Source organism: Siminovitchia sediminis (genome assembly GCF_042680885.1).
Taxonomy (GTDB): Bacteria; Bacillota; Bacilli; order Bacillales; family Bacillaceae_C; genus Siminovitchia; species Siminovitchia sediminis.
On sequence record NZ_JBHUEO010000008.1, the window covers coordinates 23,236 to 38,334 of the forward strand.

Here is a 15,099-nt window from a genome sequence, read left to right on the forward strand (position 1 = left end):
GTTGGATTGGGGAAAGTTGAAGACGATTTTTATCATCGCGTTCTTAATCCTGGATATTTACCTCCTGACACAATTATTGAATAAGCAAGAGGTCAACAAGCTTGAGGTTAAAGCAGATGTCTCTTTGGAAGAAAACTTGAACAATGATGGAATTGATTACAGCGGACTTCCGAATGATCAGGTGAAAGATCAGTACATGAGTGCCAATACAAAAAGTTTTTCAGAAAAAGAGGTAGAAAATCTCAAAGACCAATCCGTCACCATCGTAGATGATTCGATCATCTATTCTGAGTTGAGGCATCCTATTCTGGTGGAGGAAGATTTTGATATACAGGAGATTGAACAGCTTGTAAAAAGTTCTGTCCTGTATGGAGAACAGTATGTTTTTGGCCATTATGATGAAGAGGCCGGGACGATAACTTTTTACCAGAAGTATAAGGATAAGATCCTTTTTAAAAACAGGAGCGCCCATATTGTTTTTTATATGGATAATGACAGGAAAATCGAGTCCTATGAGCAAACGATGCTTGAAACGTTCGAGCCGATCAGTGAAAAAGAGGAAGTGCTGCCTGCAATAAGAGCAGTGAAAGCTGTTTATCGAAATCGGCTGCTGCAGCCTGATTCCGACATTGTCCAAGCGGAGCTTGGTTACTATACAGTCGTAAACATGGAGGCAACCCAGGTTTTGACACCTACCTGGCATATTGTTGCAGAGCATAACGGGGAGCAGGAATCCATGCTTGTAAATGCATTTGAAGGACAAGTCATAGAGGGAAATTCGGAAGAGGACAAAACGGTGATGATGGAGTGAAAAGAATGTCAATGCACTTTAGTGTACTTGCAAGCGGGAGCTCAGGAAATGCTTTTTATATAGAGACAGAAGAACATTCTTTTTTGGTGGATGCAGGTTTGAGCTGCAAAAAAATTGGGCAGCTGATGGAACTGATCGACCGTGATCCTGCCAAGCTGGACGGGATCTTCGTCACCCATGAACATAGCGATCATATTAAAGGTCTTGGGGTCATGGCGAGAAAGTATAAGCTTCCCGTCTATGCGAATGAGCGGACATGGAAAGCAATGGACGGCATGCTGGGGGAGATTTCTACCGATCAAAAATTTACGTTTGGGATGGAAACCGTAAAATCCTTTGGGAGTTTGGATGTTGAATCATTCGGTGTGTCCCATGATGCAGCTGAACCGATGTTTTATATTTTTAGAATGGGTGATAAGAAGCTTGTTCTGATAACAGATACCGGATATGTGAGCGATCGGATGAAAGGAATCATTGAGGACGCTGATGTATATATATTTGAAAGCAACCATGATACGGAATTGCTTAGAATGGGCAGGTATCCGTGGAATGTTAAGAGAAGGATCTTAAGCGATGTCGGGCATGTCTCGAATGAGGATGCTGCTCTGGCGATGAGTGAGGTTGTAGGCGACAGGACCAAGCGGATCTATCTGGCCCATTTAAGCAAAGATAATAACATGAAAGACCTGGCAAGGATGAGTGTTGCCCAGACATTGGCTTCCAGGGGAATTGAAATCGGCACTCAATTTGAACTTTTTGATACTGATCCGGCCATCCCCACAGAGCTTTCTGCTGTGTAAAAAGGTTTAACCCTCACCAATGAAGGAAAAGAAATGAAAGATAGACGGGATTCACCGCTTATTTTCCATTTCTTTTTTACATTTATTTGAAAACAACAGCTTTTTTATGTGCTTTCAGTGTCTAGAGATTATAATTATGTTATAGAAGGGAAACTTATTGGCATGGAGCTGATGAAAGGAATGGTGAGCAGTGGCATTTAATGAGGAAAATCCTAGAAAAGGCGGCGGAAAGGGATTCTTAACCGGATTGGTTGGCGGGATCATCGGTGCATTAATTGTTGCCATGCTGTATCCGCCTTTATTGGGTGGAGGCGGCGATTCCGAAATTGAACGGGAACAGGCGGCCACAGTAGAACAAGGAAAGGGTCCGAGCGAGAAAGTGTCTCTTGATGTAACGACGGACGTAACAGAGGCTGTAGATAAAGCAGCTCAGACGGTCGTAGGAATTACAAATATCCAAACCGCCGGATTCTGGTCAGCGGGTGAAGAAGATCAACAGGCGGCAGGGGTTGGATCCGGTGTCTTTTATAAGAAAGAAGGAGACAAGGCGTACATAGTAACAAACCATCATGTGGTGGAAGGTGCACAGCAGCTGGAAGTCACCTTGTCTGATGGAAGGAAAGTTCCCGGTGAACTGGAGGGAACGGACGTATGGACGGACTTGGCGGTTGTCTCCACTGATGCTAAGGAAATAGAAGATTCGTTTATTGCCGAATTTGGAGATTCTGAAACGCTGCGGATTGGTGAACCTGTCCTTGCTATTGGAAACCCGCTGGGTCTTGAATTTGCCGGGTCCGTTACGCAGGGAATCGTTTCAGGCGTTAACCGTACCGTGCCGGTAGATATTAATAGGGACGGCGTACCGGACTGGAATGCCGAAGTTATCCAAACGGATGCGGCAATTAACCCGGGGAACAGCGGCGGGGCCCTTGTCAATATTGCCGGCCAGCTTGTAGGGATCAATTCCATGAAGATAGCCCAGTCGGCAGTGGAAGGAATCGGCTTCTCCATTCCTGTCAATTATGTAGAACCGATCATTAGTGACCTGGAGAAATACGGTGAAGTCAGACGTCCGGCTATGGGTATCACCCTTCGGGATGTCGCAGAAATTTCTGCCTATCACCAAGAACAGACCTTAAAGCTTCCTGAAGATGTCACGACAGGTATTATGATTGAGCAAGTGGTTCCTAATTCCCCTGCAGATCAAGGCGGGTTGCAGGAACTGGATGTCATTGTCGCACTTGACGATCAAGAGGTCGAAAACGTCATTGAACTCCGCAAATATCTTTACAATAACAAAAATGTCGGCGATCAGATGACCGTCACGTATTACAGAGGCGGAGAGAAACAGGAAACAACCCTCGAATTAACAGATGATACAAGATTATAAAGAAAAGCGGGAAGGCCGGAGTGCTTTCCCGTTTTTTTGGTTGAAGACTTGTTTAAATGAAACCTTGTTAAAGTAAACTTTTTAGTGGTAAAGTGGGTTGTGGATAAAGGACAAGGGGCTTAATGAAAAATGAGATAGAAAAATGATGGAAAAGAGGGAAAGTATATGATTTACTGCTGTCAAGAGCATGTAGAACTGGCATTGGATAGGGCTGTAGATGAATATGAAACAGCCCCCATTTTAAAGAAGATCGATACAAAAAAAGACAAAGATAAGTTACCCACACCCTGTGAATTTTGCAAAAATGCAGCAGAATATATTGTGGGGAACTAACATTCCTATACAAGATGTGGATGACTTATGGGGATATGTGGATAAGTGTTGTGGACAAGCTGTTTGTTATATGTTTGTAACCCGTGTGTAATCTAGGAGAAAGGATCTTTACATGAAATGAACATCACGATAATAGCTGTCGGAAAAATAAAAGAAAAGCATATGAAACAGGGAATTGCTGAGTATCTCAAACGTCTATTGGCTTACACAAAAATCAACATCGTAGAACTCCCTGACGAAAAAGCCCCGGAAAACCTCAACGATACGCAGATGCAGCAAATCAAGAAAAAAGAAGGCGGCCGGATCCTTGATAAGATCCATCCTGATGCTTATGTGATCGCCTTGGCTATTGAAGGCAAACAAAAGAGCAGCGAGCAATTCGCGGAGCATATCGGCCGTTTGTCAGCGTCCGGAAAAAACAGCGTCATTTTTGTTATCGGCGGATCACTCGGCCTGAGCGAAGAGGTAATGAAGCGTGCAGATGAATCTCTGTCATTTTCAAAAATGACGTTTCCGCATCAATTGATGAGGCTCATTTTGACGGAGCAGGTGTATCGGGCGTTTAGGATTTTAAGGGGTGAACCGTACCATAAGTAAATGGGGTTTTTAATTAGTTGACGGCCAAACAATGGATATGAAATATGCCTTTTTTTATTTGGCTAAATCCCTCGGTTTATCTCTAATTATATTAAGTGATAGATTACTAAGGGCGAGATAACCAAAGTTAAGTTATTATTTTTCATAATCAGGTGTATTTTTTGTAAGTTACAGAAAAAGAAACTTTTCCATTTCTCTACTTCCCACCCATACAGTTATGTAAATTGGCGTAAAGTTTCTAATTATAATTAACAATTACTAATCATTGTGCCAAGACCTGTATCATCAAACTCTTTTTATACTTCTTTTATTTTCAGTAATATTTTATTAATTTAACTGCTCATAGGATTGAAAAGTATTATTCGGCCTTTAAATAATAGGAGTCTATTTTTGTTATGATGAAGTAATTAAGAATAAGAGATTGGAGTTGGAATAATGGAAAAGGTGAGAATTTTTATTGTGGCATTCCTATTAGTTCTTTTTATAGTCTGGATGTCTGCATGCAGCAATTCATCTGCAGATACCAATGCAATCAGTAATGAGTCAGAGTCTAATGAAGAAGTTGAGATTGCAGATACTACTTCTGATTCTAAGGGTTCAACTACTGAAAGTATAAACAAATCAGACAATAGTGCTGATACCCCTTCGGATTCAATATCAATTGAACAACCAAATGATACAGACAAAGAAGTTTCGACGAATACTATCAATAAAAATATTCAAGGAGACAACACAACAAATACATTAACAAAAGTGGATGGAAGGACAGAGTTCCTTGAAAAATTGCAAAACATCCAAAAAGAACTTGATGCCTTACCGGAAAAGAAGGATTCCGATAAAGGTATTACTAACGCTATGAAAAACTACTATGGAATCTCTTACGAAAAGTATGACCAAGCATTAAATGATATTTATGATTTCCTGCAAAAAGAGTTATCTCCGGAGAAAATGAATGAATTAAAATACAAGCAAATAAATTGGATAGAAGAGAAAGAAAATAAAGCAAATGAGGAAAGAAAAAATTATGAAGGCGGAACTTTTGAAAATGTCGCATATTATATATCTCTATACGAATCAACAAAGGAGAGATGCTATGAATTAGTAAATGAATATATGACAGATTGAAAATAAGGTTCGATATTAAATGTTGGCGGGAGTGAAAACTAAACCGTGTAAGTGAGGGAGCGTACGGCTCGGTGGTTACCCCCAAAGCTAGAGTTTTTATTATGCAGCTGATTGGCTGGATTGAGTTCGGTATTGGACCGGACTTAGTCCAGTCAATTTTTCTTTGGATCGTTCATTGTTATACCAGTAGATATATTCTTCTATTCTTCTTTTTAATTCCTCATAGCTTACTAGTTTTTCCCCATAATACATTTCTTGCTTTAAAATGCCAAAGAAATTCTCCATCGAGGCGTTGTCTGCGCAGTGCTTTACGTGACATACTTTGGAATATTTTATTTTTCTTTAATGTTTTTACCCATTGTTTGTGTTGGTAATGCCACCCTTGATCCGAGTGGACGTCAGTACGGTAGGTTGCGTGATTCTTTATGATCTCAATTGTTTCGTCTAAAGGTTCCATGACAAGATCCAATGTTGTACGCTTCTTAATTCCAAACGAAATAATTTCTCCATTATAAAGGTCAAGAATAGGGTTTAAATACAACTTCTCTTCGCCTAGACATTTGAATTCTGTAATGTCAGTTACTAATTTTTGAAGAGGAATAGGTGTGTTAAAACGGCGGGATATAAGGTTTTTCGCTACCTTTCCAACCTTGCCCTTATAGGAGTTGTATTTCCGAGATTTCTGCATAAATTTTACACATTTCAACTTAATTCCCGCATAAGCCAGCCGATACACTTTTTTATGATTAACGCAATGTCCTAATTTCTTTAATTCCTTTGTAATTCGTTTATAACGATAGCGTTCATGAAATTGCTTAAATTGGTGTCTAATCAGTTCTTTTATTTCTGCATCTGAATCTTCTTTTCCAAAATTTTTTACATGATAGTGATAGGTTGCTTCAGGAATACCCACAACAAGGAGAATATCTTTTAATCGGAATCCTTCTTCTTTGAGTTCGAATGCCAACTTTGTTTGTGCTTTTCGTGGAAGGCATTCAGATTCTCCCGAAAAGCTCTCAACTTTTTTAGGTACGCATTTTCTAGCATAGTAGTTCATTCTCACGTTCCAGATCTTCTTCACGTGTTAACTTTATTTCTTCCTTTTTCTTTGGTTTATTGGATTTCTTGGACATAGAAGGTCGCCCCTTTAATTTCGGTTCCAGGCCCTCTACACCTTGTTCCTTAAATTCTTTCATCCAGCGCCTAATTTAGTAAGGCTTGTTCAAATTAAATTGAACAGCAGTTTCTAAAAAAGAAGCACCTGTCTTTAACACAAATTGTATTGTATCTAATTTAAATTGGACAGGATACATCTCCCTAGTTTGCCTTCTTTTTAACCAAATCCATTCCCTGAGACTTATAGACTTTCACCCATTCAATTATTGATGTTTCACTACCCATATTATATTTTTCTGCCAATGATTTATATCCTAGGTTGCCATATAAATACTCGGTGACAAGCTTTATTTTAAATTCTTCACTATATTTAGCCATAAAAACACCCCCGAAAATTAGATTTTCTACTCTAACTTTCGGGGGTAGGTACCCTCTTGCTTCGCGGTTTAGTTTTCACTCCCACTTAATTTTGCAGCTGTTTTTCCCGAATATTACGGCTGGTGCCCGACATTTTTTGTTTTAAGACAACCCCCCTTTAAAGGCCGCTGCCGAGAAACGATTTGTAGAATCGTTATTGCTCTTCATTTTCTGCTTTGTAGGCATCCAGGAAGAGTTGTCCAAGATTACCCTTTGCTTTGAAACCTAAATCACGCAGGCCATTATCGATCACGGTTAAAACAGACAGAACCTTTTCATAGAAGGCATTTTCCCCCATATGACCAATACGCAAGAGGACATCCTCATATTGCGCCAAAGATGTGGCGAGGTATAGATTATATGTTTCTTGAATATATTGTTGCAATTGCAATGCACCTATTTCTTCCGGAATGATGATTGCTGTTACCGTATTGGAGTATCCCGATTCTAAGAATAATGTGAGTCCATATTCTTGTACAGATGTTCGCACGGCGTTGGCGATGTTCGCATGCCGCCTATAAACCGCCAATAGACCTTCTTGTAAAATATTGTCCAAGGCCACATCTAAAGCTTCTATCATGCCTGCGGGCATCGTATAAGGTAAGGTCCCTTTTTCCATATACCCATTGAAAGTTTGTAGGTTTGCATAATATGAAGCAATGGGTGTTTTTCGATCATTCATCGCTTTTTTAGCGTCCTCACTAATGGAAACGATAGCTAAGCCAGTAGGTGCTGAAATCGCCTTTTGAGTACCTCCACAGCATATATCGATTTGATTTTGGTCGACATCGATGGGTTCACCAACCATGCCAGCTACTGAATCAACGACTGTTAGTATGCCATATTCTTTTAGTAAGGGAGAAAGTTGGCTGACATCATTTATGATGGATGTCGGTGTATCACAATGGACAAATGTTGCATATTTGAAGTCATGATCTTTTTCTAAATAGTCGCTTACTGCTTCAACAGGTATGTCTTTATGATAGTCAAAACTTAGAACGACAGGTTCTCCTCCATACATTTTGACAAAATCTTGAAAACCTTTGCCATATATACCGTTATCAAGTACAAGGACACGGTCACCGGGTTCTGTCAAACTCGCGCAAGCAGCTTCTAAAGCCAGAATCCCTTCTCCGGCAAGCAGCAGTACTTCATTTGCAGTACCCATAACCTGGCCCATCTTTTGGCATACCTGATGATAATAGTGGATAAATTCTTGATCAAAATCAGGGTTATTTGTTTTTTTAGCTGAAGCTAAGCATACATTCTCACGTACGTCCGTTGGTCCTGGTGCATAGCTCGGTTTAAATCTCATAGTAATCTTTCCTTTTCAATCGGTTTATTTTATGGCATAACATTAACAAATAAGTGGTATGTTTAAAAGTGTCAACTTATCCTAAAATCCAGGGGTCAGTTTAACATACCAAATTTACGGACCCTTATATAATTTGAAATTTTTCGGGCAAAATTATATAAAAATTGAATTCAATGAAGGAGAATCATAAAATCCTAATGGTAAGAATGGCCATATATACTCGTAACATCATCATGAATAATCAGAAGGACACAGACTTTGTTGTGGCATCTAAGTAAAAAAATATTATAGATGTATATATTCTGGATTGAAGTTCTGAATAGCCGGATAACATGAATAGCCAATTTTACAGACAGTCCCCCATTTCATTAAGAAATGATATTTACCAAGCGATTTGTACTAATGTTGTTATAAAAATGAATTTTATTTAGTATAAACTTTGTTAATATGAATATAATGTTTCCATTTATCGACGTTTTAAGAAAAATTTTAAATGTAATGAATGGAAAAAAATGAGGAGAATTTACCAAGGAGGATTTGAAATTGGCTAAGGATCGTTATCAACAAGGTATAGAGAAGATTAAGGAGCTTACATCATCAGGTGATGAAAATCCAACCGGGTTTATGGACATAGGCGAAGGCTTTAAAGATATTGCTCCTGATTTAAGCAAATACGTTGTTGAATTTGCTTTTGGAGACATTTATTCGCGTCCTGGATTGGATAACAAGCAAAAGGTTCTTACAACCATTACAGCTCTTGTTGCTCAAGGAAAACCGCAGATTGAGATGCATATCAAAACAGGGCTTAGCGTTGGTTTAACACCAGAAGAGATTGTAGGTTGTATCATGCACCTCATCCCTTATACGGGATTCCCGAGTGTTTTGAACGCTTTAAAAGCAGCTCAAAAAGTGTTTGCAGAACAAGGCATAAAAGTTACTGCATCGAATGAATAGAGATTGAGTACAGCAGGGGAAAGAGGGCTTTCAAGTGTTTTTATTGGTATTAGGAGTCATTTTTTGTCCTGACGTTCTATTCTTCCTTAATTATCCCGTGTTCATAGAGCTGCATGGGACAGGATTCTACTCGATAGCTCCAAGCAATCTTCTTTATCCTCGCAGTACATAGCAAAACCCCCCGTTTTCGGTGCTGGACCCCAAGTTCTTACGATAACTTTGGGGGGCAGCACCTTACAAAAGGGGGTTTTTCAATAATTAGTATGATTCCTCACTCAATACAAAAACAGTTCTACTACAAAAACCGAAAAGCAGGCAAATAGGGCAACACTTACCATGCTGGCTCCCCGGTAGGCGAAAACAACGGCTGCTATAAACCCGGCCAGTGCGGACCATGGCGATGCCGTTGCATCTAAAATCTCCGGAAAAACCATCACGGCCAATGTCACATAGGGGACATAGAATAAGAACGACCGGATATAGATATTTTTGATTTCTTTTCTGACAAGTGTAAGCGGCAGAACCCTAATGAGATACGTCACAAGGGCCATCAAAAGTATATAAAGAATCGTATTATTCATACGTATCCTCCTTTACCGGAAAGACAAAAGCTGCGATCCCTGCAATGAATAACGTTATGATGATAATTTTTACGCCGGATGAGAGGGAGGCAAAGATTTGAACCCGGGTAAATACCAGGCTTAGCACCATAGAAACGAATATCAGTCCGGCAATGACTTTATTTCCTTTTGCCGGAGGAATGATGACTGCGAGCAGCATTCCAAACAGTGCAATACTTAATGCACTCATCAATCTTGGCGGCAGAACATTTCCGGAAATCACTCCAAATAGTGTACCCAGGGCCCATCCCGGGATGGCAGCACTCATCACGCCATACACATAATAAGGGCTTAACTTTCCGGGAACCGCCACGGATACCCCGAATACCTCATCCGTAATCCCATGGGCCATGATCAATCTATGGAAAACAGAAGTGTTTGGATCGATTTTTTGGGACAAGGCAAAAGACATGAGAAAATATCTGGAATTAATAATGAGCTGTGTAATAGCAATTTCAAGGATAGCTGCGGCACTGGCTATAAGTGTAAGCCCGGCAAACTGACCCGCAGATGTTAAATTTGTCACAGACATGAATACCGATTCAAACGGATTAAGACCAGCCTGCTTGGCAAGAATGCCAAAGGTAAACGAAACCGCAAAGTACCCCATTCCAATGGGAATCCCATTTTTTAGCCCGCTTTTCCATTCACCCATGTATGTTTTCATATTCTCTCCTCCAATGATGCGCAATGACAGGGTCATGTATTAGAGACGTTTTTTAATTAAGGTATTACAGTACATTTCAATATTAAATGATTCTAGCATGCTTATTTACATTAGTAAAATTAATTAATACAATAAATGCATAAGGAATTCTGATGGGAGTAGGAGAACTCAATTGAAACGCTATCATGTCTTTTTAAAGGTGATTGAAAAAGGAAGTTTCACGAAAGCAGCGTCAGAACTGGGGTACACACAATCTGCGGTAAGCCAGATGATTCATGCCTTGGAAGAGGAGTTAGCCACTACGTTGATTTCACGTTCCCGTAAAGGCGTTACGCTGACCCCAGACGGGGAAGAATTTCTGCCATTTATCAAGAAGGTGAATAATTCTTACCGGGAACTCCTGGAAAAAAGCAGGGAAATGCAAGGATTGGAGAACGGAAATATTCGAATGGGTACGTTCACCAGTGTTTCATGTCATTGGCTGCCCAGTGTAATGAGGGATTTTAAACAACTGTATCCCTCTGTTCACTTCCATCTGCAACAGGGCGAGTATACAAGTATCGTACAATATATTAACGAAGGCAGTGTGGACTTTGGGTTTGTCAATCCCGAAGCGGCCGATGGCCTGGAAACAGTTGAGCTTAAGCAAGATCACATGCTGGCAGTACTTCCACAAGAACATCCGCTTGCATCACAGCCAACAGTATCGCTGAAGGAACTGTCCAACGAACCTTTTATTCTGCTGGAGGAAGGTAAATTAAGCGAGCCGCTGGAAGCTTTTAAAGCAAATGGCCTGCAGCCTAAGATTGAATATCGGGTGATTGATGACTACACGATCATGTCTATGGTAGAAAATGGACTGGGCATATCCATTCTATCAGAGCTGGTTATGAATAAAGTCAGCTACCGGTTTGTGGCAAAAGAAGTTACTCCGCCTATTATCCGGACGATTGGCATTGCGTATAAAAATAAGAAAACATTGCCCATCGCAAGCCGGTATTTTATCGATTTTATCATCCATAGGTTTAAGAATGATCGCCATCTTTTTGAATAAAGGAATTAGTACTATATTCTTGCCAAAACGCTGAAACGGATGACCTATTTAAATCAAAAATGAAGAGGTAATGCATGCCTGCGGACATGATGGACATACAGCCTACTTAATGGTCTTGGCGGATTGTCTTATTCAGTTAAAAGCAGATCTTCCAGGGACAATCAAAATTATTCATCAGCATGCGGAGGAGGAACCGACTGGCGGTGCCAAAAACATTGTCGATTCAAGATCACTTGATGATGTGGAACATATTTTTGGTATTCACTACTTCCTATGGGTCCGGCCGGCAATGTCGGCTATCGAAGTGGATTCTCCATGTTGGCAGATCTTATCTTAAACTGGGGATACAGGTGTTGGGGTCACGGCTCGTCCCCGCATCTGGCAAATGATACGATTGTGGCCGGGTCCCATATTGATACTGCTGTACAAAGCATTGTCAGCCGCTGGCTCAATCCTCCGAAGGAGAGATCATCGGATATTTAACCACTTCTTTAATATTGTTACTTTTACATTGGCTGTACGCCAAAAGGGGTAAAAAAGCCTTATTTTAACCATAATCCGAAATTTGATATTGACGAAGATGCCTCAATGGTTGCTGCGAAAGCAGTCGGATATGTAATTAGTGATTATTACGGGTTCGGGTAACTGACCGGGATTACCAGTTATGTAAAACACATCCTGGTTTGCATAAGCATATGAAAAAAGTGGGAAGCAATGATCCATACTGAATTAAGCTAAAAAAGGGCATTCGGAAAAAGGTTTTCATATTCTTTTCCGGATTGCCCTTTTATTTACGGTGTTTAAGACAATGATAAAAAGGTATTGTATTAATATGCATAAATAGTTATAATTATAATAACTCATTTGGAATTGTAGGAGAGAGTACTGATGGAAAGAAAAAATATAATGATTATAGGTGCGGCAGGAAGAGATTTTCATAACTTTAATACGTATTATCGTGATAATAAAGCATATAATGTTGTTGCATTTACAGCAGCACAGATTCCGGATATTGATGGACGCAAATATCCCGGTGAATTAGCGGGTGAACTTTACCCGGAAGGTATACCGATTTATTCACAAGACCAATTACCGGAACTGATTAAGGAACTGCAAGTAGATGAATGTGTTTTTGCATATAGTGATGTGAGTTACGAAGATGTTATGGGCGTAGGTGCAATCGTGAATGCTGCCGGTGCTGACTTTACATTGTTGGGTCCAAAGAAAACGATGTTAAAGAGTAATAAGCCTGTCATTTCTGTCTGTGCTGTGCGAACAGGAACTGGAAAAAGCCAAACATCCCGGAAAATTATTGAAACACTGCTGGAGCATAATTTAAAAGTGATTGCAGTGAGACACCCCATGCCGTACGGCGATTTAAACGCACAACGTGTTCAGCGCTTTGCGACATTGGAGGATTTAAAGAAACATCGTTGTACCATTGAAGAAATGGAAGAATATGAACCGCATGTGGCACGTGGAAATGTTGTGTATGCTGGAGTAGATTATGCAGACATTTTAGAAGCAGCTGAGAATGATCCGGATGGATGTGATGTTATCTTATGGGATGGGGGAAATAATGATTTCTCTTTCTATGAGCCTGATTTGGCTGTCACTGTCCTGGATCCACACCGACCTGGGCATGAGCTGAAATATTATCCTGGGGAAGTGTGTCTAAGAACAACCGATGTAGCCATCATTAATAAAGTGGATAGTGCAGCAGAGGAAGCTATTCAAACCGTAGAAAATAATATAAAGTCAGCAAGCCCGGATAGTACAATTATTAAAGCTGAATCGAAGATTACAGTGGATGATCCGGAGAGTATTACCGGAAAACGTGTATTAATTGTAGAAGATGGCCCGACGTTGACCCATGGAGAGATGAAACTGGGTGCAGGTACAGTCGCAGCTGAACGCCTGGGAGCGAAGGAAATCATTGACCCGCGTCCATTTGCAGTAGGTACATTAACCGAAACGTTTAATAAATATAAACATATTGGAAATGTACTCCCGGCAATGGGATATGGCGAACAACAATTAAAAGACTTGGAAGAAACAATCAATAGAGCCGACTGTGATGCAGTCATCATTGGGACACCGATCGATTTAACTCGCGTCATTTCCATTAATAAACCGAGTACACGTGTACACTATGATTTAGAGGAAATAAGCAGTCCAAATTTAAAAGATATCCTGAAAGATTTCATCCAAGAACATCAGCTTGTGTAGATAAAAAGAAGAGTCCGTGAGATCAGCCCCAAAAGTTGCTTGTACTTTTGGGGTGTTTTTTGTGGTCAAATATCATAATGATTTACGAAGTATATTTTCTCTTTGGTTATTAAGGCCTCTATTGAAGCGAAAAATACTATTGGAAGGATCGTCATTTCCTTTGGTCTCATGGCGCAAACACCAGCTTACGAATAGAAATAGACCCATTTATTAATATGAGTTTCGGAACATCACTTTTTGCTTTACCATATCAGGTATCGAGGTGCCCCAGTCACTCCCCGATTTTCATCAGATGATATATAATACTTATCGATAGGAAACTGACAATCAACGGCTGACATTCTAAATTATGGAGAAACCTTTAGTAAAACACCCCTTCATCACACAGGAGATCCCAATGTTATCGACAAACAAAGTTTTTATTAAAAATATGGATATAATCGCACTCATTCTGACTGCAACTTTAACTGCCATTACCAGTGAGATTAAAGTCATTCCTTTTGGCGGGGAGGCTTTTCGCTTTGGATTGGGCAGTATTACTTTTTTTCTCTTGATCCTAATTTGGCCCCCTGCCTCTCTTATTCGAACCGGACTTATAACAGGGATCCTCGTTGTCTGTTTTAGGATAGTAGAGGATATCCTTTTATACGATGTGTTATTTTCGGCAAGTGTTAGAGATCACTTGCCGACATGTCTGTATTACTTTATATTTGCACTGGGCTTACATATCGTTAAAGTGGAAAGATACAAAACGCTTCCGCTTGTATTAGGGGCTTGGGCCGTATTATTTGAATTTATGGGGAATAGTGTTGAGCATCTAGTTCGGGAATGGATGCTTGGCCAATTTACATTTGACTTGATGACTTGGGCCTTACTTGGAGGAGTTGCGGTCATTCGCAGTTACTTTGTAGTGGGGTTATACAGCTCTATTACTGTTTCGGAACAAGTAAAACGAGTGCAGGAAATGGTGAAAGTTGGCTCGGAATTATATTCGGAGACTCTCTATTTGCAAAAATCGATGAACCACATCGAACAAATTACTGTTGCCAGCCATGAGTTATACCGGAATCTGAAAATGCAGGGGCTGTATCATTTAGGCGTTCAAGCTCTTAGCATTGCCCAAGAAATTCATGAAGTTAAAAAAGACTCGCAGCGAATTTTATCAGGGCTTACAAAAATAAGTGAGCGGAATATCAAACAAACTTTTCATCTTTCAGATGTGGTAAAACTTGTGGTTTCTGCTAATCAAAAATACAGTGAGCTATTGAAGAAGGACATCACTTTTCATGTGGACTGCTCCGTTGATTTTGAAACGAATCACCACATTCCGTTGTTGGCATTGCTGAACAATTTGACCGCTAATTCTGTTGAAGCCATCGATGATAAAGGGGATGTATTTTTCTGCATATTCGAAGATCATACGAAGACGATTTTCGTTATAAAAGATTCCGGAAAGGGGATTCCACAAGAGGATGTATCCACGATTTTTGAACCGGGATATACGACAAAGTTTAACGATAAAGGTGCAGCTGCCACGGGAATTGGATTATCGCATGTAAAAGAGATCGTTTACAGGCTTGAGGGGCAGATTCAACTGGAACGTCCAGATAAGGGTGCTGTTTTTCGAATCCTCATTCCGACTAAAAATATTCGAAAGCGAGCTGAGTAAAA

The 15,099-nt window shown here is 40.1% G+C and carries 16 protein-coding genes and 1 pseudogene; 11 read left to right on the top strand and 6 right to left on the bottom strand.

Annotated elements, in window-relative coordinates:
- Window position 1 precedes the first annotated feature (1 nt).
- The 6 genes from ACFSCZ_RS04805 (at window position 2) to ACFSCZ_RS04830 (ending at window position 5,056) form a co-directional block, all read left to right on the top strand.
- Window positions 2-811, top strand: a complete 810-nt coding sequence (locus ACFSCZ_RS04805; protein ID WP_380772642.1) for a two-component system regulatory protein YycI — start codon at window positions 2-4, stop codon at window positions 809-811.
- Window positions 812-816: 5 nt separating this feature from the next.
- On the top strand, window positions 817-1,611 hold the full coding sequence (locus ACFSCZ_RS04810) for an MBL fold metallo-hydrolase (RefSeq protein WP_380772643.1): 795 nt from the start codon (window positions 817-819) through the stop codon (window positions 1,609-1,611).
- Between the two features lie 283 nt (window positions 1,612-1,894).
- The gene (locus ACFSCZ_RS04815; protein ID WP_380772706.1) at window positions 1,895-3,001 is read left to right on the top strand and encodes a S1C family serine protease; all 1,107 of its coding nucleotides are present in this window, start codon (window positions 1,895-1,897) and stop codon (window positions 2,999-3,001) included.
- Window positions 3,002-3,166: 165 nt separating this feature from the next.
- Window positions 3,167-3,334, top strand: coding sequence for a CxxH/CxxC protein (locus ACFSCZ_RS04820; protein WP_380772644.1), 168 nt, complete (start codon window positions 3,167-3,169; stop codon window positions 3,332-3,334).
- 117 nt (window positions 3,335-3,451) lie between these two features.
- A complete protein-coding gene (gene rlmH, locus ACFSCZ_RS04825) occupies window positions 3,452-3,931 on the top strand; it encodes a 23S rRNA (pseudouridine(1915)-N(3))-methyltransferase RlmH (protein ID WP_380772645.1) in 480 nt (159 codons plus the stop codon).
- Window positions 3,932-4,366: 435 nt separating this feature from the next.
- Entirely contained in the window at window positions 4,367-5,056 is a 690-nt protein-coding gene (locus ACFSCZ_RS04830; RefSeq protein ID WP_380772646.1) for a lysozyme inhibitor LprI family protein, read from the top strand.
- 99 nt (window positions 5,057-5,155) lie between these two features.
- On the opposite strand, the gene ACFSCZ_RS04835 is transcribed toward ACFSCZ_RS04830, so the two are convergent.
- The 4 genes from ACFSCZ_RS04835 to ACFSCZ_RS04850 form a co-directional block, all read right to left on the bottom strand.
- Entirely contained in the window at window positions 5,156-5,341 is a 186-nt protein-coding gene (locus ACFSCZ_RS04835) for an IS3 family transposase (protein ID WP_380772647.1), read from the bottom strand.
- Complete coding sequence (locus tag ACFSCZ_RS04840; RefSeq protein WP_380772707.1) at window positions 5,277-6,113, bottom strand: IS3 family transposase; 837 nt, start codon at window positions 6,111-6,113, stop codon at window positions 5,277-5,279. The genes ACFSCZ_RS04835 and ACFSCZ_RS04840 overlap by 65 nt, the downstream gene beginning before the upstream one ends.
- Before the next feature lie 260 nt (window positions 6,114-6,373).
- Window positions 6,374-6,550 (bottom strand): transposase, encoded by a 177-nt coding sequence (locus tag ACFSCZ_RS04845; RefSeq protein ID WP_380772648.1) that lies wholly within the window; start codon window positions 6,548-6,550, stop codon window positions 6,374-6,376.
- 193 nt (window positions 6,551-6,743) lie between these two features.
- Window positions 6,744-7,904: a pyridoxal-phosphate-dependent aminotransferase family protein gene (locus ACFSCZ_RS04850; protein WP_380772649.1), complete on the bottom strand. Its 1,161-nt coding sequence runs from the start codon at window positions 7,902-7,904 to the stop codon at window positions 6,744-6,746.
- A gap of 543 nt (window positions 7,905-8,447) precedes the next feature.
- Here ACFSCZ_RS04850 and ACFSCZ_RS04855 point away from each other — a divergent pair.
- A complete protein-coding gene (locus ACFSCZ_RS04855; protein ID WP_380772650.1) occupies window positions 8,448-8,858 on the top strand; it encodes a carboxymuconolactone decarboxylase family protein in 411 nt (136 codons plus the stop codon).
- Window positions 8,859-9,133: 275 nt separating this feature from the next.
- On the opposite strand, the gene ACFSCZ_RS04860 is transcribed toward ACFSCZ_RS04855, so the two are convergent.
- Window positions 9,134-9,439, bottom strand: a complete 306-nt coding sequence (locus tag ACFSCZ_RS04860) for an AzlD domain-containing protein (RefSeq protein WP_380772651.1) — start codon at window positions 9,437-9,439, stop codon at window positions 9,134-9,136.
- Window positions 9,432-10,145 carry an AzlC family ABC transporter permease gene (locus tag ACFSCZ_RS04865; RefSeq protein WP_380772652.1) on the bottom strand — a complete coding sequence of 238 codons (714 nt, stop codon included), beginning with the start codon at window positions 10,143-10,145 and terminating at the stop codon, window positions 9,432-9,434. Before ACFSCZ_RS04865 ends, ACFSCZ_RS04860 begins: the two co-directional genes overlap by 8 nt.
- A gap of 172 nt (window positions 10,146-10,317) precedes the next feature.
- On the opposite strand from ACFSCZ_RS04865, the gene ACFSCZ_RS04870 reads away from it, so the two are divergent.
- From ACFSCZ_RS04870 to ACFSCZ_RS04885, 4 genes and pseudogenes are all read left to right on the top strand, one after another.
- Window positions 10,318-11,199, top strand: a complete 882-nt coding sequence (locus ACFSCZ_RS04870) for a LysR family transcriptional regulator (protein ID WP_380772653.1) — start codon at window positions 10,318-10,320, stop codon at window positions 11,197-11,199.
- Window positions 11,200-11,254: 55 nt separating this feature from the next.
- Window positions 11,255-11,844, top strand: a pseudogene (locus tag ACFSCZ_RS04875) (M20/M25/M40 family metallo-hydrolase); the annotation flags it as partial.
- 243 nt (window positions 11,845-12,087) lie between these two features.
- Window positions 12,088-13,428, top strand: coding sequence for a cyclic 2,3-diphosphoglycerate synthase (locus tag ACFSCZ_RS04880; RefSeq protein ID WP_380772654.1), 1,341 nt, complete (start codon window positions 12,088-12,090; stop codon window positions 13,426-13,428).
- Window positions 13,429-13,825: 397 nt separating this feature from the next.
- Window positions 13,826-15,097 carry an ATP-binding protein gene (locus ACFSCZ_RS04885; RefSeq protein WP_380772655.1) on the top strand — a complete coding sequence of 424 codons (1,272 nt, stop codon included), beginning with the start codon at window positions 13,826-13,828 and terminating at the stop codon, window positions 15,095-15,097.
- The last annotated feature ends 2 nt before the right edge of the window (window positions 15,098-15,099 follow it).